A 19,488-nucleotide genomic window follows, 5' to 3' on the forward strand; every position below is an offset into this window, starting at 1 on the left:
CTCAGACGTGCAGTGGGACCGGGACGCGGCCCTCGGAGGGCCGCACCGGTCGCCCGAAGATGCTGTGGTAGCGGAGGTCGTGCGACGCGCAGCGGTGGCGGCGCGGGTCGAACACGAGGCAGCTGGCCACCGGGCCGGCGTAGACGTGCAGCGTCACGCCCGGGACGTTGCCGGCGATGCTCACGCGGTGGATGGAGGCGCCCGGGTCGCGGAAGTCCACGTGCCCGGCGCCCACCGGCCCCACGCGCGCCGGCGCCCCCAGCCGCGCCAGGCCGGGCTGCGTGCCGCCCTCCAGCAGCGGGTAGTTCTCCAGGAGGAACTCGCCGCGCTGGATGCTGAACCAGCACTCCTGACCGTCATGGTCATGGATGGGCGAGGCCACTCCCGGGGACCAGCAGTTGAGGATGATTTCCATTCCCTCGTCGCGGTGGACGAGGTTGCGCGTGTAGCGCCCCGGCAGGAAGTGCAGGTAGGGCTTGAGGCTGGAGGGCTCCAACCGCAGCCCTGCCATCTGCGCGTCCACCCCCGCGAGTCCACCGGGAGCGGCACGGCGCGCGCGGAGCATCCGCACGAATTCTCTCAGACACGCGTCAGCCATGCGTACAGGCTAGGAACGTCTGCGACATCCGGCCACCCTCGGGTCTGCCAATGAACGTCCGCTTTGTCGCCCCCCCCTCAAGGATCGAGGCGGGGTTCGTTGAAGGACGGTGCACCGGCGGGAAGAAGTGGCCATCCGGCGCCTTCTGGGTCCGAGCAGGCAACCAGCACCTACCTAGAGCCCGCTTCCTCCGTTTTAAATGTAATTTTACACTCTCCTGACGTAGAGGGGAGGGCATGGTGGTCAGGTCGTCCCGGCCGAAGCATCGAGGGGGGCCGGAGGAGAACGAGCGATGAAGAAGCGCCTGGGGGACATCCTGCTCGCGCGGGGTGTGGTGGATTCATTGCAGTTGCAGTCGGCGCTGGCGTACCAGCGCAAGTGGGGCGTGGCGTTGGGGCAGGTGGTGGTGGACCAGCGCTTCTGCACGGCGGAGGCGGTGCTGTCCGCGCTGGCGGCCCAGTCCGGCGTGGAGGCGGTGGACCTGGACGCCTGTCCGCTGGACGCGTCGCTCGCGAGGCTGATTCCGTGCAAGGTGGCGGAGGCCCACCGCGTGGTGCCGCTGCGGCTGGAAGGGCAGGGCGCGCGGGAGGTGCTGGTGGTGGCCCTGGCCGCGCCGGCGAGCCTGGCCACGCTGGATGTGGTGAAGAGCGTGTCCGGCAAGGCGCGGGTGGTGCCCCGGTTGGCCACGGACGCGGCGCTGGGGCGGGCCATCGGGCGGATGTACCGGGGTGAGCCGGCGACGCCGCAACGCCGTCCCGGGATGGAGAGCTTCTCCCTCCCGGAGTGGGACGAGCCCATGCCCCTGGTGGTGGGCACGTCCCTGCCGGAGCTGACGGACACGCCGACGCCGGAGCCCGTCCGCGAACCCGTGCGGCAGGCGGACAGCACGAGCCTGCCCATGCTGGCGCCCCTGGAGCTCGCCTGGGCGCCGGTGCCGGCGGCGCCGAAGCCGAGCGTGACGGTGCGCGAGCAGGTGCTCGTGTACGGCTGGGGCGCGGACGCGGCGGCGGGCCTGGTGCAGGTGCTGAGCGGGGCGGGCTTCACGGTGAAGGTGGCGAGCACGGGGGACGTGTGCGCCGCGACCGAGGCGCAGGTGGTGGTGGCGCCGCTGCCCGCGATGGAGGTGCTGGCGCAGCGGCTGCGCGCGCAGGTGCTGGTGGCGGGCAAGGCGCCGGAGCGGGACCTGCCCCGCGCGCAGGCCGTGCATGCGCGGGGCTTCGTGGCGGCGCCGGTGGATCCGGACCTGCTGCTGCGCTCCGTGCGGCGGCTGTCGCGCGCCTCCGAGGAAGCGCGCCTCAAGCACGCGAGCTGAAGCCGCGGCTTCAGGGCACCGCGACGAGCCGGGGCATCTCCTCCGGCGCGTCGGGGAGCCACAGCGAGCCCAGCTCCAGGGAGACGGAAGGGAAGGGCTCGGCGCGCACCAGGGCGTCGTCCTCGTGGCTCGAGGTGAGGAGCCAGCCGCGCTTGAGGCGCTGGTAGACCTCCAGCGTGCGCGCGACGGGGTCCACCAGCCAGACGTAGGACACGCCGGCCCGCCCATACAGAGGCAGCTTGCGGGCCCGGTCCAGCGCGGTGGTGGCGGGGGTGAGGACCTCGCAGACCCAATCCGGCACCAGGGTGAAGAAGGCGGCGCCGGGCTCCGGCGGGGCGGCCACGCGCTCACGGCGCCAGCCGGCCAGGTCGGGCACGAGGATGTCCTCGCCCAGGTGCAGCTCCGGCGCGCGCAGGAAGCACCAGCGGCCGTTGCCGCCACGGCGCGGATCCAGCCGCTCTCCCAGCTCCACGCCCATCATGAAGGCCGCGCGAGCGGGCGCCACGGAGAGGCGGGGCGAGGCCACCAGCTCGCCATCGAGGATTTCCCCCACCCAGCCCGACGGCAGCGCCGAGAGCAGGGAGTGGGAGGTGGGTTGAAGCTGCTGGAGTGCCGTCATGAATCCTCGGGGAGCGCCGGTGAACGCGAGGCATTCTAGGGAGGGGTCTGACATGCCGACCGCCACCCGCCGGGCACTACTTCCCGATGCAGAAGCGCTGGAAAAGGGTGTCCAGAAGCGCTTCGGAAACGCTCGTTCCGGACACTTCGCCCAGGGCTTCCAGCGCGAGCCCCACCTCGCCGGAGAGGACCTCCAGGGTGGACACACGTGACGCGGCTTCGGCGCGGCCCAGCGCCTCGGCGGTGCGACGCAGGGCGTCCGCGTGACGCTCGGAGACGAGCGCCACCGCGGAGGGCGTGCCACCGCCCCACAACCGCGTGAGCACGGAGGTCCGGAGCGCCTCCACCCCTTCGCCCGTGAGGCCGCTGACGCGCGGCGGGGCAGGGGAGGGGTGGATGGCGGAGCCGTGCTCCCCCCGATCCCCCAGCATCACGTCGCACTTGCCGGTGACGGAGAGCACGGGCGTGGCGCCGGCCTCGCGCGTCCATGAAGCGGCCTCTTCGCGCGACGTCTCCGGAGGCAGCACGAGCACGGCCAGGTCCACGGCCGCGAGCAGCTCCCGCGTGCGCGCGATGCCCAGGGCCTCCACGCGTCCGGGAGCCTCGCGCAGGCCGGCGGTGTCGTAGAGGGTGACGCCCAGGCCGTCCCACTCGACGCGGGCCTCCAGCGCGTCGCGGGTGGTGCCGGGCTCGTCATCCACCAGCGCGCGGGCCTCGCCCACCAGCCGGTTGAACAGCGTGGACTTGCCCGCGTTCACCGGGCCGTACAGCGCCACGCGCGCGCCCTGGCGCACCAGCCGTCCACGGCCCACCTCCGCGCGCAGCGCCTCCGCGACGGAGCGCAGCGCGGCGACGCGAGCGCCGGCTCCCGAGTCCGCGCCCTCCGCCTCGTCGGGGAAGTTGAGGACGCCTTCCAGGTCCGCATGCAGCTCGCGCAGCGGCGTCTCCAGCGCGCGGATCCGCTCGGCCAACGCGCCGGACAGACCGGCCGCGGCGGCGCGCACGGCCGCCTCCGAATCCGCGGACACCAGGTCCGCGACCGCCTCCGCGCGGGTCAGGTCGATGCGGCCATTCAGGAACGCGCGCCGGGTGAACTCACCGGGAAGCGCCGGACGCACGCGCTCATCCTCCAGCGCTCGCACGAGCAGCAGCCGCAAGAGGCGCGGACTGCCATGCGCCTGGAGCTCCACCACGTCCTCGCCGGTGAAGGACCGGGGCGCCTGGAAGTAGAGGAACAGGCCCTCATCCAGCACCGCGCCCGCCGCGTCCACGAACGACGCCAGGTACGCATGGCGCGGAGCCGGGGACGCGGGAACAACGGGCGCGAGCCTGCGACCCACCTCCAGCGCTGCCGGCCCGGAGAGCCGGAGGATGCCCACCGCCCCCGCGGCGGGCGCGGTGGCGAGGGCGACGATGGTGGCGGAGTCAGACGTCATGGCGGGGAAGGGGCCACCGGCGGGCGGGCGCGCACGCATGGCTCCCGCCCCCGAGCGCCTACCGGACGCCTTGCGGCGGAGTGGAGCCGCGAGCGGCGCGCTCCACGTCGTCGCGGTGCTCCTCGATGTACTTCTCCACCTCGGCGTCGTCGACCGCCAGGTCGCGCAGCACGCCCGGGTAGACGAAGCGGAACGCCGGGGACTCCTCGTCCCCTCGCAGGCGGAAGCTCATCTTCAGCACCGCCGCGCCGTACAGCTTGTCCTTCAAACCCTTCGACTTACCCATTCGCTCCTCTCGCGCCCGCCGGTGGTCCCGAAGCGGGCACACCTGCTCAGGCGTCGACGTCGTCTTCGTCGTCGTCCGGCAGCAGGCTCCGCTTGGGCATCGGTGCGGGCTTCGCCGGGGTGAACACCACGCGCCGGTTGCGGCCTTCGCCTTCCGCCGCCACCTTCACTCCACCCACTCCTTCTACTGCCTTCAGGACGCGCGCGCGGTCCTCCGTCTTCATCGCGGCGAACGCATAGAAGCGCCCCAGGCTGGCGGACTTCTCCGCGAGCTTGCGGACGGCCTCCCGGAACACCGGATCCTCTTCGACCTGCAGCGTGCGCTCGTCCGCCTCCGCGCTCTTCGCGGGAGTCTGCGCGGGCTTCGCGGCCTGCTGCCCTCCCCGGGCGTTGCGCTGCTGCGGCTGCGCGGCCGGAGCGGGCGCCGCGGCCCGGGCCGGCTGCTGCGCGGGCGTGGAAGCCACCTGCGCCACGGACGCCACCGGAGCGGCAGCGGCGGCCTGCTGCTGCGCCGCCGCGTCACGGCGCGGCCGGGGCTCCGGGTGCGCGCCCGCGCCCAGCATCACCCAGCGGCGCTCCACGCCGGGGCGGTGGAGCATCTTGTTGAGCAGGAACTGGAGCGAATCCAGCACCTGGCTGCGCTTGCCCGGCTCCACGCCCGGAGGCGCGCCGGACTCGAAGTGGAGCGCCACGGACAGGCTGCCGTCGGTGGCGTCCTGCAGGTCCAGCCGCGCAGGGAACCCCATCAGCCCGAGGATGTCCGTGAGCAGCTTCTCCACCCGGGGGCGGAAGTCCCCGCCACCCGCCACGACCTGAGCCCCGCTCACTTGCGTTTGCCTCCCCCGGCGGAGACCACCGCCGGCGTCCCGCCGCCCGTCTGGTTCTTGTTGCGGTCCAGCCACTTGCGCAGGCCCCACTGCTGGCCAATGGAGAGCACGTTGTTCGTGAAGATGTAGAGCGACAGGCCCGCCGGGTACTGGAGCAGCGTGAAGGTGAAGATGATGGGCATCACCCAGGTCATCATCCGCGCCTGCGCCGCGTCCATCATCTGCGGCTGCATCTTCTGCGTGATGATCATCGACACGCCCAGCGCCAGCGGCAGGATGTACGTCGGATCCTTGTAGGTGAGGTCGCGCCAGATGGGGCCGAAGAAGGGCTCGCCGTAGATTTCGAAGCTGTTGCGCAGCGACGTGAACAGGGCGATCCACACCGGCATCTGGATGAGCAACGGCAGACAGCCGCCCAGGGGGTTCACCTTCGCCTCCTGGTACAGCTTCATGATCTCCATGTTCTGGCGCTCTTTGTCGTCCGCGAACTTCTTGCGGATCTCCTCCATCTTCGGCTGGAGCACCTTCACCGCCTCCATGCTGACCATGGAGCGGTAGGTGAGCGGCAGCAGCGCCAGCTTCACCACCACGGTGAGCAGGATGATGGCGACGCCCCAGTTGCCCACGATGCCGTGGAAGAACTTCATGACGGCGAGCAGGAGCTTGCAGACCACCGCCCAGATGCCGAAGTCGACCGTGTCCTCCAGCGTCGGGTGGAAGGTGGTGGCGGACAGGGCGGACACGGCGCGCAGCTCCGTGCCGGGCACGATGCGCAGGAGGTCGGGGTCCTTGGGGCCCGCGTAGCCGCCGAAGCGGAACGTGGCCACCTGACCGGGGCCCACGTTGAGCGGGAAGCCCGCGGACACCTCGCGCGCGGTGGGCGTGGCGGTCAGCGTGCAATGGCCGTTGAGGGCGCCGTCCAGCGGGTAGAGCGCGGACAGGAAGTACTGCTGGTTGATGCCGAAGAAGGAGATGGGGCCGCGCGTCTCCTCGGGCGGCTTGTCGCCCGGGGACAGGTTGTGAAGCTCTTCACCCACATGGCACGAGGCGCGGCTCAGGTTGCCCACGCCGCCGAAGAAGGACGGCGCGTGCTCGAACTCCGGGTCGATGGCGCGGCCGTAGTGCAGCTTGAGCTCGCCCGTCTGCGGCTGGGCGGAGGTGTTGCGCACCTGGAGGGTGTAGGTGAACTCGAAGCCGTCGCGCGGCCACAGCACCGTCTTCGTCACCTCCCACGGGCCCTGGCGGCCGGTGAACGCGACGCTGCCGCCGTTGTCGGTGGGGGCCTCCTGCACGGCGTAGCGGGCATTCGCCGCCAGCGGAGCAGCGCCCTCAATCGTCACCGCGAGCGGCAGGGGCTGGCCGGGCACCGGGTGCGCCACATTCATCTGCGGCGGCGGGGGGATGTCCTTGCCGAAGAGCTTCTCGAAGCCCTCCTTGACGGTGAGCGACTGCTGCTCGCGCATCTTCGTGCCCTGGAGCACGGCGGAGGTGAGGCCGGCGCCTTCGGAAGAGAAGGTGTACTTCACCTCCGGGCGGGCGAACTCCACGGTGCGCGCCGGCGGGAGCGGAGCCTCCGCGTGGGTGCCCGCGTCCTCGCCACCCGCGCCCGGCGGCGGCACGGCGGCCGTGCCTGGGGTGCCGGCATCCAGCGTGGCGGCGACTTCGACGCCCGCATCCGTCCCTTCGGCGCCCGGGGGCGATCCCTGGGGGGCGAAGAAGAAGGTGTAGGCGGCGGTGGCCGCGAAGGAGAGGGCGAGCGCCAGGAGCAGCCGCTTCTGTGAATCGTTGGACTGGGGCGACAGCGGGTCGTTCGTCATGGAGTTCCCTGTGCCGGCGGCACGGCGCCGGAGGGCGGGCGGAAGCAAACCGTCAGGGGACGGGATCGAATCCACCGGGGTGGAATGGCTGGCAGCGCAGCAGGCGCCAGACGGTGAGGGCGCTGCCCTTCAACCCGCCGTGCTTCTCCAGCGCCTGCATGGCGTAGGTGGAGCACGAGGGATGGAACCGACACGCCTTCGGCAGCAGCGGCCCCAGGAACCGCCGGTAGAAGCGGATGGGCAGGGCGATGACGAAGGCGAGTGGACTCATGGGGCGGGCTCTTTGGGAGGCACGCGAGGTGCCGGAAAGAGCCGTTGCAGCTTACGGGTGACACCGTCGAACGCACGGGAAACTTGCGCGAAGGAGGCTTCCTTCGCCGAGGAGCGAACGACCAGGACTACGTCGAGACCGGGGGGCCATTGCCCGCGGTGCTTGCGGAACAGCTCGCGAAGCACTCTGCGCAGGCGTGCGCGCACCACCGCGTTGCCCACCTTGCTGGAAACGGTGAGACCTACGCGGGAGTGCGCCCGGGAATTGCGTTGAACGAGGGCCAGGAGGCAGTCGGACGGAATCTTCTGACCGCCCTCCTGGACTTCAAGAAACTCACGCCGCTGGAGCAGGCGAAAGGCCTTGGGGAAGCGCTCGTCGGTTGCCTGAGGCACCCGCGGCGCCGCTCCCTCGGCCATCGTCCGTGCGTCCGGTTACTTCTTGAACGACGACACCACCAAGCGCTTACGGCCCTTGGCGCGGCGGCGCTTGAGGACATCCCGGCCGCCCTTGGTGGCATTCCGCTTACGGAACCCGTGGGCGCGGTTGCGCCGGATCTTCGACGGCTGGTACGTGCGCTTGGACACAACGACTCCTGAGAGCTGAAGGCAGCGCCTGAATCATCGGCGCGACCCGTACAGTGGAAAGGGGGCGTCCGTAACCCTATTTCCTGGACAAGTCAATCAAGGATCACCAGCGCCGACTGTGCAGCCCTGCGCCGGGTGGACCGGGCGATCATGTAGGAAAAGGGGAGAGGGGGCAAGGAAGAGGGCTTGGCTGAAGGACCCTGGGTCCAGCGCGGGGCGGGCCCGTTCCAGGTCCTTCGCTGTTGACCCACGAGTGGCTGGCCGGTTGAACGGACGTGGCCATGCGCCTCCCTGCCTGCATCCTGCTTTTGCTCCTATCCTCGGCGTGCGCTACCTCAACGCCCCTGAGGGCCCGCACGACCCCTTCCTTGAGAGTCGCCAACCTCCATAGGGCGTCAAAGCTGCCCTGGAGTGATGAGGGGCGATGCGTCGTCCAGGAGGCTTCTTCGCCTTGGTCAGTGGTGGTGGAGCGCTGCTTCGGAGCGCTGGACCATGACCGGATCCGGTTTCACGATCCGACTGGACGTTGCACGGTCGCCTCCGCTGGAGCCGCGACCCTGGGGCTTGGAGTTTGTGTCCTTGTCGCTCCTGAAATCGTCATGGGCGCAGTCATCATCACAGGTGTTGTCGTGGTGGCGGTCGCCATCAAAGAAGCACTGGACGCGTACGAGTTCCGCCAGCTCTATCCCGAGGAAGCTGGGGCCATGCGTGGAGCGAAGGCCGTTCCCCGGGAGACCGTGGCGAAACGGAAGCCCAGGCTTGAACCCGACCCTGTTGGGAAGGACTGGCAGCCCCCGATGCCTCCCGACGCCTTGGACCGGACGCGCCATCCCAGGTGCGAACCCATCCCGGTCAAGCACCGGGGAGGAGACGACGCGCACAACCTGTGTGCCGACAGGATTCCACCGAATCGCTACCCCGGCCATGACGTGCTCGTGAACGGCAAGCACTTCGATGCGTTGCAAGTCGGTGTGCGCGTGCTGTGGGAAATCAAGACCGACCAGTTCGACACGTACAGCGACTTCCTTCAAGCGCAGGTGGTCAGGGACCAGGTGGCCGAACTGCTGGAGGAGCGAGACATCGCGGGGGCATGTGGCTACGCCTTCGTGGTGGGCGTGAGCAGCGAGGCGCATAAAGCCGCGCTGAAGGAGATTGCCGACGAGTTGGATATCGTCGTCACGGGGTGCGAACGATGACGACGCGCGACCGCCTCATCCTGAATGTCCATGCGCCGGCTCTGACGATGGACGACGGCCGTACGCTCGCTGTCGTTGAAGGCATGGAACGGGCGATGCCCGGCATGCGTCTGGCGTGGGAGATATCCAAGGAAGGAAAGCCCGTCGCGCTATCTCAGCGAGACGCGTGGCTCGCGGCCTCAGCGGCACGAGGAGAGTTTCCGCTCATCTGCAACGGAGACGAGGACCACCCCGTGACGATTTCCGGACTGCGCAGATCCGCCAGTTCGAGTCCGGGCGGACAGCCTCAACTCCAGGTCCATGCGAAGCTGCCTCAGGACGCAGCCAGCATCGCGGCGGCAGCGGAGGTGCTGGAGCACGTCGCGGAGGGTGTCCGCGCATATTGGGGGCTCCTGGCGCCGTCATCCGTGATGCAGGTCATCGCGGATCAGACAGGCCCGAAGCGACATGGACCTGAAAAGCCACCTCTGGGACTGCCCGCCCTCAAGCTCCCAGAAGCGATTTCCGCTCCAGAGATTCCACGCCACCTGGGTTGGCTGAACTACTGGTCGGCCGAGGCCGCGAAGGCCATCGGGTTCCCGGACCCTTCGCGTGACGCCGAGTTGCTGTCACGTGCCCGGCGCACGGCCACTGGCGGGTGGGTGGTCCGGCTCACGGATGCTCCGCTCGACCTGGGAAACCGCGCGCACCTGGCAGCACTCCTGTGGGCCTACGAGCGTTTTCCGGAGGTCGGCGGACGGCACCCCTATTCCCAAACCTCCTGATCCACGCCGTCGAGAACCCAGTCCCGGGTTGATCATCACCGCCTTCGGACCTGTACGAATGCTCCAAGGGCTTCGGGCACAATCGGGTGACTCCCACAGGTGCGTCCCTGCTTATCCGAATGGATGAAGCGGGACTCTTCGAGCTGCGCAAGAAGAGGGCGGGCCTCGGCGACCCCGTAGAGCTCCGGGCGTATGCCACCTCTCTTCCGGAGATCCTCCAAATGAGGATTGGGGGCCTGCTCGTGACCAAGCGCGTACTCATCTATCGGAGTAACTCTGGGAAGAGTCACGACTCCGATGTCACCTTCTCGTGGGTTTCTGCTGACGGAACGGCCCAGAAGATTCAGACGGAAAGCCTGTACGCCATGTACCGCACCGAATTGTTTCGAACAGGAAGTCCCGCGACGCGGTGACCCGTTGGCGCAGGCCCTCCAGGTCCACCTCCAACGCCCCCCGCCACTTGCGGACCTGCCCGGCCACGATGACGGTGTCCACGTTGCCGCGCTCCATGAGCGTCACCACGCCGCCCTTCACCAGGTAACGACGGCCCGCCTTCGCCGTGTCCGGAGGCATCGCCTCGCGCACGGGCACCGTCCCCCGTCGAAAACATCCCGCGCCCAGGAGCAGCGCCCCGGCGAACAGTTCGCTCCTGCGCGTCAGCCCCACTCCACGATGCGCCTCACACATCCCGCCGCTCACAGGCCTCGAGGGTTCCCGCCCATGAGTCCGGGAGCAGGGGAGGGCCACGGACGGACCTCCGTCATCCGTCCAGCGCAGGACGTCCCGGCCACGACAGCGGGTCCGTTCAAGTGACTCCGCTACCTGGGAACCGCGAGCGGGTGGTTCCAGGAGAGCGCGTGCAGCCGGCCCACCTCCGCGTGGAAGTCGAACAGGAAGCCGCCGGGCACGGCGAGGCCCTGGGTCTCCCGCGTGAAGGGGATGCCCCGGGACTTCAGTGCGCCTTCCAGCCGCCGCTTCGTCATGGAGGGCTTCAGGAACCAGCCCGTGAAGTCCAGCGTGGTGAAGGACTCCAAGGCGTCTTCGACTTCCAGGTACCGGAACCGGCCGTCCTCCAGGTGGACCTGCACGGCACCATAGAACCAGCGGACGCAGCCCGGCTGCGAGGTGGGCGCCACATCCTCGGGGAGGCCCAGCACATCCACCACCTCCTCCGCGCTCATCGAGGCCCGCAGCGGTTTCAGGGTCCCCTGTCTCAGCGCCTCCGCCAGGTCGAAGGTCACCTGGTGGCCCAGACGGACGTCCTCGAACGGGCCGGTCTGCTCGGGCCAGTGCTGGCGAAACTGCGCCACGGCCTCCGCCTCCGAATCGAAGCTCTTCTGGAGGGCGTCGGGGAGCGACAGCTCCTTGGGCGCGGGGCCCAGGTAGTCGTCGTACAGCGACAGCTCATAAGCGAGGGGCTCGCCCGGTGGATCATACCGGCGGAGCACGAACATGCGTCCCAGGGTCGTCGTCGCGAACAGCGTCCTGCGCTCATCGAGCGCCATGGGGTCATGTCCCTGGCAACGTTGGGTGCATCACGTCAAGGCTGTTCAGGTGGCTCCACGGCACACCTCGCACAACCCGGCGGAACGGCTCGCGCCGGTGGCGGAAAAGCGGATCCACCGGGAGTGATCATCCCCACCCGCCAGGGGGTCCCGCTGATCCGTGCTACAGGCCGGTTCCTTGATCAGCCGGAGAGCGGGTGTTAGCACCGCCGAACGCCTGCGGGTTCCCTCGTTCCGCGCCGTCCCTGAGCCTCCAAGTGAACGCCCTCGCCCAAGCCCCTTCGCCTTCGCTTCCCAGTGCCGGCGTCATCTGGACCCGCACGCTGGAAGCCATCCGTCAGGAGGGGCTCCACTACGCCCTCACCTGGCTGGAGCGGATGCGCCCCATGGAGGTGCGCGAGAACGCCCTGGTCCTGGGCGTGCCGGACCGCTTCTTCCGCGACTGGGTGGATGACCACTACCGCGCCATGCTGGAGACGCACCTGGCCCGGCTGGAGCCGTCCCTGGGCCGCGTCGCCTACGAGGTCATCGTCGGTCCCCCGCCGTCGTCCGCGGACCTGCCGCCCGCGCCCACCGTCAAGGTGAACTCGATGCGGCCCGCGCGGCTCAACCCGCGCTTCACCTTCGATACCTACGTCGTCGCGGACAGCAACCAGCTCCCCGCCGCCGCCGCGCAGGCCGTGGCCCACCGGCCGGGCCACAACTACAACCCGCTCTACATCTACGGCGGCACGGGCCTGGGCAAGACACACCTGCTCCAGGCGGTGGGCAATCACATCTGGGAGAAGGACCCCACCCAGCGCATCGTCTACCTCTCCAGCGAGCAGTTCACGAACGAGTACGTGGAGAGCGTGCGCGAGCACCGCATGACGGACTTCCGCCGGAAGTTCCGCGAAGAGTGCGACGTGCTGCTCATCGACGACATCCAGTTCCTGGGCAAGCGCGAGGAGACGCAGAAGGAGTTCTTCTACACCTTCGAGACGCTCTTCGGCCTCAACAAGGCCATCGTGCTCACCAGCGACATGGTGCCCGCGGAAGTGCCCGGCATGGAGGACCGCCTGCGCAGCCGCTTCGTCATGGGCCTGATGGCGGACATCCGCGAGCCCACCTACGAGACGCGCGTCGCCATCCTCCAGAAGAAGGCGGAGCAGGAGGGCCTCGACCTGCCGGACCCCGTGGCGCACTTCATCGCGAAGCACGTGCAGAAGAACGTGCGCGAACTGGAAGGCGCGCTCGTGAAGCTGTCCGCGATGCACAGCCTCACCAAGCAGCCGGTGACGGAGGAGTTCGCGTCCCAGGTGCTGCGCGACATCCTGCCCGCGCAGCGCACCGTGGACGTGGAGGCCATCCAGCGCGAGGTCGCCCGCTTCTACAAGGTGACCGTCGAAGCGCTGAAGGAAGACCGGCGCCACAAGGCGCTCGCGCACGCGCGCCAGGTGGCCATGTACCTGAGCCGCAAGCTGACGAAGAGCTCCTTCCCGGAGATCGCCTCGCGCTTCAACAAGGACCACTCCACCGTCATCTCCGCCGTGCGCAAGGTCGAAGGCCTGCGGGAGACGGACGCGGCCGTGCACCGCGACCTGTCGGAGCTGGAGACGAAGCTCGGCGGCATGTAGCCCACTTCAGGGCTGTGCCGGCTGTGATGGGGCGGAGACCTCTTCCAGCGTCCTGCCGCTCTCCTGGTCGCTGAGCTCCGCCGCGACGTCTCCCAGCGAGAGGATGCCCACCAGCCGCCTGGCCCGGTTCAACACCAGGATGCGGCGGATCTGCGAGGCCCTCATCTTCTGGGCCGCCTGGGTGAGGTCGTCGTCGTCGTAGACGACCTCCACGCCCCGGGTCATCGCCTGGGCCACCTGGGTGCGCTCGGCGTCCAGCCCCTGCGCCACCGCGCGAATGACGATGTCCCGGTCCGTGACGATGCCCACCAGCTCGTCGCCGTCACACACGGGGATGGGGCCTACGTTCAGCAGGCGCATCTTCTCCGCGGCCATCCTCAGGGAATCAGACGGACGGACGACCTCCACGTCGGATGTCATTACGTCGCTCACTCGTTGCGTTGCCATGGTGTCTCTCCTGTGGGGTTCCTCCCTCAGCGTGGGCACCGGCCTGTCCGCTGGCATGCGCCGCCATCGCGGGTGTCTGCCCATTTCCCCGGGCGCCGGGCATGCTTCGGCTTCGTGGCCCCTTCGCTCAAGTCGTACGCTTCCAGCCTTGCCGCCGTGCTGTGCCTGTCCGCGTGTGGCGAGGATCCGAACGGCTACTCGTTGCGGTTCAGCCTCCACTCGAACCGCGTGCGCGCGGCGCGCGACCCCATGCCGCCTCCCGAGTACGCCTTCGAGTCCTCGGACGGCCTCACCTTCCACGTGGACAGCGTCCTCGCCAGGCTGTCCGACATCCGTCTGGAATTGCCACCGGGCATCCGGTGCGCGGACCAGCAAGGTCTGCTGTCTCCACGGATGACCTGCGAGGACGCGACAGAGGAGCAGCCGGGCCGGTTGACCGTGGCGGGCCCGCTCGAATGGGACCTGCGGCAGGGGTTGTCCCTCGATGCAGCCGGGCTGCGCATCCCTCGGGGCGTCTATCCCCGCATCGAGGCCAGGCTGGAACGCGGGACGCCCTCCCATCCCACCTTCCAGTCTCGCTCGAGCTTCACATGGCAGGGCATGGCCTCCGTGCTGGACGCCGACTTCCAGTCCGACGCGGTCCTCCGCTTCGAACCCCAGGGAGGAGAAGGCTCGCTGGATTTCGCCTCCGCGGAGGATGGCTCCGCCCTTTGGGGCTGGCTGGTCGTGGACCGCTGGCTCGATGAGGTGCCCGTGGCGGGCTGTCTGGAGTCTGGAGACCTGAGCCTTCTGGGCAACAGCCTGACACTGGAGGCGGGCCAGGGTGCCTGTGCGGGCGCCTCGGAACGGATGCGCGGCAACATCGAAGCCAGCGGTGCGATGGGACTGTCCTTGCACCCCTGAAGTGTTTCTCCCCAGGACGTCCGGAAGAGGGCCTGGCTGTTCCCCCTCTCCCGTCCTGAGGCATGCTGGGACTTCGCGGGCCCAGTGGGGCTCGCGCATCGGGACGCCCGGCCGGAGGCGCTCCCCCTCACGAGTTACTTCCGACATGCCCTCCATCCCCTGGTTGCGTACCTCCGGCCTTGCTGTCACCGTGCTGTGTCTGTCTTTGATGTCCCTGGGGCTGTCCGGCTGTGACACCGGAACCCATACCCGGCTCATCTTCTCGCTGAACGCGAACCCGCTGGGCGCGTCGTCCCTGGCGGTTCCGGCCTCTGGCGTCCGAGCCATGACGTCCCCGCCCACGCCTCCCGACATCACGTCTGGCGACGGAATGCGCTTCCATCTGGAGGACGCCAGCGTCCGGGTGTCCGACATCCGTCTGGAATTGGCCGGGGGGCTCGGCTGCGACGACGTGCGCGACCAACTCCCGGAGGGCACCGGGTGCGTGCAGCCCGAAGGTTCCCCGGCCACGGTCACGCTCGCGGGTCCGTTCGGCATCAACCTGCCGTCCGGGAATGTCTCCAATGCCGTGATGGAGCTCCCTCCCGGCACCTACCGGCGGATCGACTTCGTGTTGGGGAAGAACGGCTTCACGGCCCAGACCCTCCACGCCGGGGATGCATCCTGGGGCATGGACCTGGACCTGCCCGAAGGCACGGCCATGGCCGTCGAGGCCACCTCTGACCTCAGGCTGGAGGAGGGCGGTTCCCTGCGCGTGATGTTCGACCAGAATGCCTGGCTGAAGGAGCTGCCGCTGTCCGCGTGCTACCAGAACGGGGACTGGCCCCGGCCGGGCCCCAAGCGGAGCCTGGACGAGGTGGGCGGCGAGTGCCAGGGCGCCGGGGACCGGGCGCGCGACGCCATCCGCACCCGGCTCAAGCTGCAGACCCGTTCCTTCTGACCACCGCGGTCAGAAGTGGATCCGGTCGGACAGCCACAGCAGCAGGACGGCCCCCCACAGCAGCGGACTGACCAGCCCCAGGACCAGTCCCATCAAGGCCTGGTCCCGGCGGCCGATGGGCGGCGTGGCCTTCGGGTCCACGCGTTTCAGCGCCACCACGCCGCAAATCACCGCCACGGGCGCGAGCATGGGCATGAACAGCGCGCTGAAACCGAACCGCGAGGCCTGACGCGCCATCGGGTTGTTGAAGCGCTCGTTCCACAGCACCTTCAGCATCGCGGGCGGCACCGGCAGCCGGAAGAAGAGCTGATTGCGCACGTCCCGGTGGATGCGTGCCGCGGTGATCAGGCCGGGCATGGCGCACAGGAAGAAGAGGAAGCGCCCGGACGGTGCCAGGGCATCCGCCACCACCGCCATCACCAGCGGCGTGGCCACCAGCGCATGCCGTGCCCAGCGCCGGCCCAGGAAGAAGGCCACGCCCACCGGCACGGGAATGAGCAGCACCAGCGTGAACAGTGCCTCCTTCGTCGCGCGCAGCCCCCACTGCGACAGGGCGGCGGCGGTGGCCACGCAGAGCAGCAGCGTCACGCCCGCCACCACCCACGCCCATCCATCACGCTTGCCCTGGTAGCGCTGGCGCAGCGCCTCCAGGTAGTTCACGTCCGGACGCGCCGCACAGGCCTGGCAGTACAGGCGCACGCCCAGGCCCGGCACGGACGTGGTGCAGTCCGCGCAGATGAAGCTTCCGCAGCGGAAACAGGTGCCGCCCGCGGGCAGGTCCGGGTGGACGGCGCAGCGACCCTGCTGGGAGAGGGGCACCTCCAGGCTCATGGCCGCAGTGTCGCACGGCGAGCAACACCCGGCACCCTGGAGCCCACCCCGTCTCCTTCCGGCTTACAGGCCCCGAGGCGCGTGCTAAGCGCGCGAAAGACCGTCCTGAACCGTGGAGGAACCTTGTCCCGATTGAAGGCCCTCGCCGCAGCGGCCCTGTTCGTGGGGCTTCCGGCGCTCGCGCAGACCCCCGAGGCGAAGCCGCTGGAGCCCGGCCGCGAAAACCTGGCCATCCCCTATGAGAAGTACACGCTGCCCAACGGCATGGAGGTCATCTTCTCCGTGGACCGCAAGCTGCCCGTGGTGGCCGTCAACGTCTGGTACCACGTGGGCGCCTACGACGAGACGCCGGGCCGCACCGGGTTCGCGCACCTCTTCGAGCACATGATGTTCCAGGGCTCCAAGCACGTGCCGGACGACGTGCACATCGGCCTCTTGGAGCAGGCGGGCGCCACGGACCTGAACGGCACCACCAGCTTCGACCGCACCAACTACTACGAGACCGTGCCCAGCAACCTGCTGGAGACGGCCCTGTGGTTGGAGAGCGACCGCATGGGCTTCCTCCTGGACTCGCTCACGGAGAAGAAGCTCCAGACGCAGAAGGAGGTCGTGAAGAACGAGCGCCGCCAGGGCGTGGAGACGGCCCCTTACGGTGAAGCACAGGAGAAGGCGTGGCAGGCGCTGTTCCCCGCGCCGCACCCGTACTCCGGCAACGTGATTGGGTCCATGAAGGACCTGGACGCGGCCACGGTGGATGACGTGAAGGCGTTCTTCCGCAAGTGGTACGCGCCCTCCAACGCGACGCTCGCCATCGTGGGCGACTTCGACCCCGCGAAGGCCAAGGCGCTGGTGGAGAAGTACTTCGGCACGCTGACCTCCGCGCCCAAGCCCCAGCGTCCGGACGTGCAGCCGGTGAAGGTCACTCGCGAGACGACCATCCGCCACGACGAGAAGGTGGCCACGCTGCCCCTGCTCACCATGTCCTGGCTCACCGCCCCGTACCTGAAGCCCGGGGACGCGACGGCGGACGTGCTCGCCACCGCGCTGGGCACGGGCCGCGCGAGCCGCCTGTACCGCCGGCTGGTGCTGGACAAGCAGCTGGCGCAGAGCGTGGACGCCGTGCAGCAGAGCCAGGGCGCGCAGTCCGTCTTCTCCATCGAGGCGGTGGCCCGGCCCGGCGTCACCACGGACACGCTGAAGAAGGAGATCGACGCGGTGCTGGACGAGGTCCGCAAGGACGGCGTCACGCAGGAGGAGATCGTCCGCGCGCGCACCCGCTATGACACGCGGCAGCTGGCGGGTCTGCAGGCGGTGGGTGGCAGCGGCAGCAAGTCCGACACGCTCCAGACGTACAACCAGTTCGTGGGCGAGCCCAGCTACGTCGCGCAGGACCTGGCGCGCTACCAGGACGTCACCCCCGACGCGGTGAAGCAGTTCGCCAACGACGTGCTGCGCCCCGACGCGCGCGTCGTGCTCCACGCGGTGCCGTCCGCCGGCAAGGCCGCGCCGTCTTCCGCTCCGGGCAAGGAGGCCCGCTAGTCATGCACCGCCGAATCCTCACTGCCCTCCTCACGCTGTCCGTCGCCGGCTGCGCCACCACGAAGCCCGCGGAGACGCCGGCTGAAACGGCGCCGGCCGCGCAGCCGCGAACCCAGACACCGGCTCCGGACGCGGAGGCGTTCCGCGAGCAGCAGCCCAAGCCCGGCAAGCCGCCGGAGCTGGTGCTGCCCACCTTCGAGCAGGCGAAGCTGGACAACGGCCTCACCGTCATCGTCAGCACGCGCAAGGAATTGCCGCTGGTGTTCGTGGGCATCGCCTTCGCCGCGGGCGTGTCGCAGGAGCCCGCCGCGAAGCTGGGCATCGCGGACCTGTCCTACCGCATGCTGCTGGAGGGCGCGGGCAAGCGCGACACGGTGGCGCTGGACAACGCGTTCGCGGACCTGGGCGTGTCGCCCGCGATGTCGGTGGACCCGGATGGCGCCTTCGTGGGCGCGCGCGTGCTCACCACCAACGTGGACGCGGCGATGAGCCTGCTGTCGGACGTCGTCCTGCGGCCCACCTTCGACGCGAAGGCCTTCGAGCGCCGCAAGAAGCAGCAGCTGGGTGAGCTGGTGCGCCGCATGGGCGACCCGAACTTCCTGGCGCAGCAGGCCTACTACCAGGCCGTGTTCGGCGCGGATCACCCGTATGGCCACACGTCCGGCGGTACGCCGAAGACGGTGGAGGCGCTCACGCTGGCGGACGCGAAGAGCTTCTACACGAAGAACACGGGCCCTCGCGCCGCCGCGCTCATCATGACCGGCGACGTGACGCTCCCGCAGGCAGTGGAGTGGGGGAAGAAGTACTTCGGAGGGTGGAAGGGCGGGGCCGTGGCGCCCAAGCCGCCGCCCGCGCCGCCCGCGCCGCCGCGTCAGCAGGTGCGCGTGGTGCCCAAGCCGGGCCTGGAGCAGACGGTGGTGCTGGTGGGCCGTCCGGGCCTCGCCGCGGGCCACCCGGACGAGTACCCGCTGGAGCTGGCGACCACGGTGTTCGGCGGCTTCTTCGGCAGCCGGCTCAACATGAACATCCGCGAGGACAAGGGCTACAGCTACGGCGCCAACGCGCACCTGGGCACGCGCCTGGGCGTGGGACCGCTCACCGCGTACGCGGCCGTGCGGCAGGACGTGACGGGTCCGGCGCTCAACGAGTTCATCAAGGAGCTGGCCGGCATCAAGTCCAACCCCATCACGGAGAAGGAATTGGCCGCCGCGCGAGAAGGCCTCATCCGCGCGTTCCCGGGCGCCTTCGAGACGGTGGAGGGCCTGGGTGGCAGCGCCGCGCAGCTCTACTTCCACCGCCGGCCGATGGATGAGTTCAAGCGCACCGTGGAGGGCCTGGAGAACGCCAGCGCCGCGGAGGTGCAGCGCGTGGCCGAGTCCTACCTGGATCCGGCCAGCATGCAGGTGGTGCTCGTGGGCGACCCGCTGGTCATCCAGGAGCAGGTGACGCCGCTCAACCTGGGCAAGCTCACGCTGGTGGAGACGCCGGCGTCCAAGTAGCCGGGCGCTTCACTTCGAGGTGTTGAAGCCGGGGTCCCGACGTGGGTGTCGGGGCCCCGTTTTTTTCATTCCCGGGTGGGCTCGTTCTCTTCCTGGCGGGCTTCGGCCTTGAGGCGTCCGCTCTCCTCGCGCTCCTCGTCATCGACGTCATCGAGGACGCTCTGGGGATTGTTGCGAGGCCCGCCGACGGGGCCGTCGCTGTCGAGGGCGAACTTCTGCTCCTCGGTGGAGTGCTTGGCGTCGTCCGCGTACAGGGGCTTGGTGTCGTCCGCCTCCAGCCCCCGCTCCACGCGGTCCTTGGCGAAGCCGGGCTTGTGGGCGGTGTCGCTCTTCTTGTGGGTGGCCATGGGTTGCTCCTGAAGGGGGTGGGACGGCTCACACACGCTCAATGTCGGCAGCCCTGGCCGCGAGCACCACGGTGGGGGCCCTGGAGCGGGGGGCTGGCTGCCTGCCCCCTGACCTTGGCGCGCGGAAGCGGCTAGGATGGGGACTCCATGGTC

At 69.5% G+C, this 19,488-nt stretch carries 22 protein-coding genes; 8 read left to right on the forward strand and 14 right to left on the reverse strand.

The window, feature by feature from the left end; genetic code table 11:
• Position 1 precedes the first annotated feature (1 nt).
• Positions 2-565, reverse strand: a complete 564-nt coding sequence (locus D7X30_RS20680) for a cysteine dioxygenase family protein (RefSeq protein WP_233591687.1) — start codon at positions 563-565, stop codon at positions 2-4.
• A gap of 325 nt (positions 566-890) precedes the next feature.
• Here D7X30_RS20680 and D7X30_RS20685 point away from each other — a divergent pair, with 325 nt between their 5' ends.
• Positions 891-1,910, forward strand: a complete 1,020-nt coding sequence (locus D7X30_RS20685) for a general secretion pathway protein GspE (RefSeq protein WP_120564659.1) — start codon at positions 891-893, stop codon at positions 1,908-1,910.
• A 10-nt stretch (positions 1,911-1,920) separates the two neighbouring features.
• Here the strand turns inward: D7X30_RS20685 and D7X30_RS20690 are convergent, their stop codons facing one another.
• The 8 genes from D7X30_RS20690 to rpmH form a co-directional block, all read right to left on the reverse strand.
• Positions 1,921-2,529, reverse strand: coding sequence for a Uma2 family endonuclease (locus D7X30_RS20690; protein WP_120564660.1), 609 nt, complete (start codon positions 2,527-2,529; stop codon positions 1,921-1,923).
• A 76-nt stretch (positions 2,530-2,605) separates the two neighbouring features.
• Positions 2,606-3,964 (reverse strand): tRNA uridine-5-carboxymethylaminomethyl(34) synthesis GTPase MnmE, encoded by a 1,359-nt coding sequence (gene mnmE, locus D7X30_RS20695; RefSeq protein ID WP_120564784.1) that lies wholly within the window; start codon positions 3,962-3,964, stop codon positions 2,606-2,608.
• A 58-nt stretch (positions 3,965-4,022) separates the two neighbouring features.
• Positions 4,023-4,250, reverse strand: a complete 228-nt coding sequence (locus tag D7X30_RS20700; protein ID WP_120564661.1) for a hypothetical protein — start codon at positions 4,248-4,250, stop codon at positions 4,023-4,025.
• A 46-nt stretch (positions 4,251-4,296) separates the two neighbouring features.
• The gene (locus D7X30_RS20705; protein ID WP_120564662.1) at positions 4,297-5,076 is read right to left on the reverse strand and encodes a hypothetical protein; all 780 of its coding nucleotides are present in this window, start codon (positions 5,074-5,076) and stop codon (positions 4,297-4,299) included.
• Positions 5,073-6,893 carry a membrane protein insertase YidC gene (gene yidC / locus D7X30_RS20710; protein WP_120564663.1) on the reverse strand — a complete coding sequence of 607 codons (1,821 nt, stop codon included), beginning with the start codon at positions 6,891-6,893 and terminating at the stop codon, positions 5,073-5,075. The genes D7X30_RS20705 and yidC overlap by 4 nt, the downstream gene beginning before the upstream one ends.
• 52 nt (positions 6,894-6,945) lie before the next feature.
• Positions 6,946-7,164 (reverse strand): membrane protein insertion efficiency factor YidD, encoded by a 219-nt coding sequence (yidD, locus tag D7X30_RS20715; protein ID WP_014400870.1) that lies wholly within the window; start codon positions 7,162-7,164, stop codon positions 6,946-6,948.
• Positions 7,161-7,580 (reverse strand): ribonuclease P protein component, encoded by a 420-nt coding sequence (rnpA, locus tag D7X30_RS20720; RefSeq protein ID WP_014400871.1) that lies wholly within the window; start codon positions 7,578-7,580, stop codon positions 7,161-7,163. Before rnpA ends, yidD begins: the two co-directional genes overlap by 4 nt.
• A gap of 15 nt (positions 7,581-7,595) precedes the next feature.
• Entirely contained in the window at positions 7,596-7,748 is a 153-nt protein-coding gene (gene rpmH / locus D7X30_RS20725; RefSeq protein WP_120526629.1) for a 50S ribosomal protein L34, read from the reverse strand.
• Positions 7,749-8,347: 599 nt separating this feature from the next.
• Between rpmH and D7X30_RS20730 the strand changes: the two genes are divergently transcribed.
• Both D7X30_RS20730 and D7X30_RS20735 read left to right on the forward strand, forming a co-directional pair.
• Complete coding sequence (locus D7X30_RS20730) at positions 8,348-8,944, forward strand: DUF6310 domain-containing protein (RefSeq protein WP_370051484.1); 597 nt, start codon at positions 8,348-8,350, stop codon at positions 8,942-8,944.
• A complete protein-coding gene (locus D7X30_RS20735) occupies positions 8,941-9,708 on the forward strand; it encodes a DUF5953 family protein (protein WP_120564665.1) in 768 nt (255 codons plus the stop codon). Before D7X30_RS20730 ends, D7X30_RS20735 begins: the two co-directional genes overlap by 4 nt.
• A 300-nt stretch (positions 9,709-10,008) precedes the next feature.
• Here D7X30_RS20735 and D7X30_RS20740 read toward each other — a convergent pair whose 3' ends face one another.
• Positions 10,009-10,395, reverse strand: coding sequence for a hypothetical protein (locus D7X30_RS20740; RefSeq protein ID WP_147443257.1), 387 nt, complete (start codon positions 10,393-10,395; stop codon positions 10,009-10,011).
• Between the two features lie 131 nt (positions 10,396-10,526).
• A complete protein-coding gene (locus D7X30_RS20745; RefSeq protein ID WP_120564667.1) occupies positions 10,527-11,213 on the reverse strand; it encodes a hypothetical protein in 687 nt (228 codons plus the stop codon).
• Between the two features lie 257 nt (positions 11,214-11,470).
• Between D7X30_RS20745 and dnaA the strand changes: the two genes are divergently transcribed.
• Positions 11,471-12,829 carry a chromosomal replication initiator protein DnaA gene (gene dnaA / locus D7X30_RS20750; protein WP_120564668.1) on the forward strand — a complete coding sequence of 453 codons (1,359 nt, stop codon included), beginning with the start codon at positions 11,471-11,473 and terminating at the stop codon, positions 12,827-12,829.
• Positions 12,830-12,835: 6 nt separating this feature from the next.
• On the opposite strand, the gene D7X30_RS20755 is transcribed toward dnaA, so the two are convergent.
• Complete coding sequence (locus D7X30_RS20755) at positions 12,836-13,276, reverse strand: CBS domain-containing protein (protein WP_120564669.1); 441 nt, start codon at positions 13,274-13,276, stop codon at positions 12,836-12,838.
• 114 nt (positions 13,277-13,390) lie between these two features.
• Here D7X30_RS20755 and D7X30_RS20760 point away from each other — a divergent pair, with 114 nt between their 5' ends.
• Both D7X30_RS20760 and D7X30_RS20765 read left to right on the forward strand, forming a co-directional pair.
• On the forward strand, positions 13,391-14,179 hold the full coding sequence (locus D7X30_RS20760; RefSeq protein WP_120564670.1) for a hypothetical protein: 789 nt from the start codon (positions 13,391-13,393) through the stop codon (positions 14,177-14,179).
• 145 nt (positions 14,180-14,324) lie between these two features.
• A complete protein-coding gene (locus D7X30_RS20765; protein ID WP_147443258.1) occupies positions 14,325-15,119 on the forward strand; it encodes a hypothetical protein in 795 nt (264 codons plus the stop codon).
• A 9-nt stretch (positions 15,120-15,128) separates the two neighbouring features.
• On the opposite strand, the gene D7X30_RS20770 is transcribed toward D7X30_RS20765, so the two are convergent.
• Positions 15,129-15,950, reverse strand: a complete 822-nt coding sequence (locus tag D7X30_RS20770; RefSeq protein ID WP_120564672.1) for a hypothetical protein — start codon at positions 15,948-15,950, stop codon at positions 15,129-15,131.
• A gap of 132 nt (positions 15,951-16,082) precedes the next feature.
• Between D7X30_RS20770 and D7X30_RS20775 the strand changes: the two genes are divergently transcribed.
• Together D7X30_RS20775 and D7X30_RS20780 are read left to right on the forward strand one after the other, a co-directional pair.
• Positions 16,083-17,489 carry a pitrilysin family protein gene (locus D7X30_RS20775; RefSeq protein WP_120564673.1) on the forward strand — a complete coding sequence of 469 codons (1,407 nt, stop codon included), beginning with the start codon at positions 16,083-16,085 and terminating at the stop codon, positions 17,487-17,489.
• 2 nt (positions 17,490-17,491) lie between these two features.
• Entirely contained in the window at positions 17,492-18,988 is a 1,497-nt protein-coding gene (locus D7X30_RS20780) for a pitrilysin family protein (RefSeq protein WP_120564674.1), read from the forward strand.
• A gap of 65 nt (positions 18,989-19,053) precedes the next feature.
• Here D7X30_RS20780 and D7X30_RS20785 read toward each other — a convergent pair whose 3' ends face one another.
• Positions 19,054-19,335: a hypothetical protein gene (locus tag D7X30_RS20785; protein WP_120564675.1), complete on the reverse strand. Its 282-nt coding sequence runs from the start codon at positions 19,333-19,335 to the stop codon at positions 19,054-19,056.
• Between the last annotated feature and the right edge of the window lie 153 nt (positions 19,336-19,488).

The organism is Corallococcus sp. AB011P, from assembly GCF_003611605.1.
GTDB lineage: Bacteria > Myxococcota > Myxococcia > Myxococcales > Myxococcaceae > Corallococcus > Corallococcus coralloides.

Excerpts from the sequence above, each read along its gene's own strand:
- D7X30_RS20680 (WP_233591687.1), bottom strand. The coding sequence starts at position 565 with ATGCTCCGCGCGCGCCGTGCCGCTCCCGGTGGACTCGCGGGGGTGGAC.
- D7X30_RS20770 (WP_120564672.1), bottom strand. The coding sequence starts at position 15,950 with ATGAGCCTGGAGGTGCCCCTCTCCCAGCAGGGTCGCTGCGCCGTCCAC.
- D7X30_RS20745 (WP_120564667.1), bottom strand. The coding sequence starts at position 11,213 with ATGGCGCTCGATGAGCGCAGGACGCTGTTCGCGACGACGACCCTGGGA.
- D7X30_RS20730 (WP_370051484.1), top strand. The coding sequence starts at position 8,348 with ATGGGCGCAGTCATCATCACAGGTGTTGTCGTGGTGGCGGTCGCCATC.
- D7X30_RS20690 (WP_120564660.1), bottom strand. The coding sequence starts at position 2,529 with ATGACGGCACTCCAGCAGCTTCAACCCACCTCCCACTCCCTGCTCTCG.
- mnmE (WP_120564784.1), bottom strand. The coding sequence starts at position 3,964 with ATGACGTCTGACTCCGCCACCATCGTCGCCCTCGCCACCGCGCCCGCC.
- D7X30_RS20780 (WP_120564674.1), top strand. The coding sequence starts at position 17,492 with ATGCACCGCCGAATCCTCACTGCCCTCCTCACGCTGTCCGTCGCCGGC.
- D7X30_RS20785 (WP_120564675.1), bottom strand. The coding sequence starts at position 19,335 with ATGGCCACCCACAAGAAGAGCGACACCGCCCACAAGCCCGGCTTCGCC.
- D7X30_RS20735 (WP_120564665.1), top strand. The coding sequence starts at position 8,941 with ATGACGACGCGCGACCGCCTCATCCTGAATGTCCATGCGCCGGCTCTG.
- D7X30_RS20685 (WP_120564659.1), top strand. The coding sequence starts at position 891 with ATGAAGAAGCGCCTGGGGGACATCCTGCTCGCGCGGGGTGTGGTGGAT.
- D7X30_RS20700 (WP_120564661.1), bottom strand. The coding sequence starts at position 4,250 with ATGGGTAAGTCGAAGGGTTTGAAGGACAAGCTGTACGGCGCGGCGGTG.
- rnpA (WP_014400871.1), bottom strand. The coding sequence starts at position 7,580 with ATGGCCGAGGGAGCGGCGCCGCGGGTGCCTCAGGCAACCGACGAGCGC.
- yidD (WP_014400870.1), bottom strand. The coding sequence starts at position 7,164 with ATGAGTCCACTCGCCTTCGTCATCGCCCTGCCCATCCGCTTCTACCGG.
- D7X30_RS20755 (WP_120564669.1), bottom strand. The coding sequence starts at position 13,276 with ATGGCAACGCAACGAGTGAGCGACGTAATGACATCCGACGTGGAGGTC.
- D7X30_RS20740 (WP_147443257.1), bottom strand. The coding sequence starts at position 10,395 with ATGTGTGAGGCGCATCGTGGAGTGGGGCTGACGCGCAGGAGCGAACTG.
- yidC (WP_120564663.1), bottom strand. The coding sequence starts at position 6,893 with ATGACGAACGACCCGCTGTCGCCCCAGTCCAACGATTCACAGAAGCGG.
- D7X30_RS20765 (WP_147443258.1), top strand. The coding sequence starts at position 14,325 with ATGCCCTCCATCCCCTGGTTGCGTACCTCCGGCCTTGCTGTCACCGTG.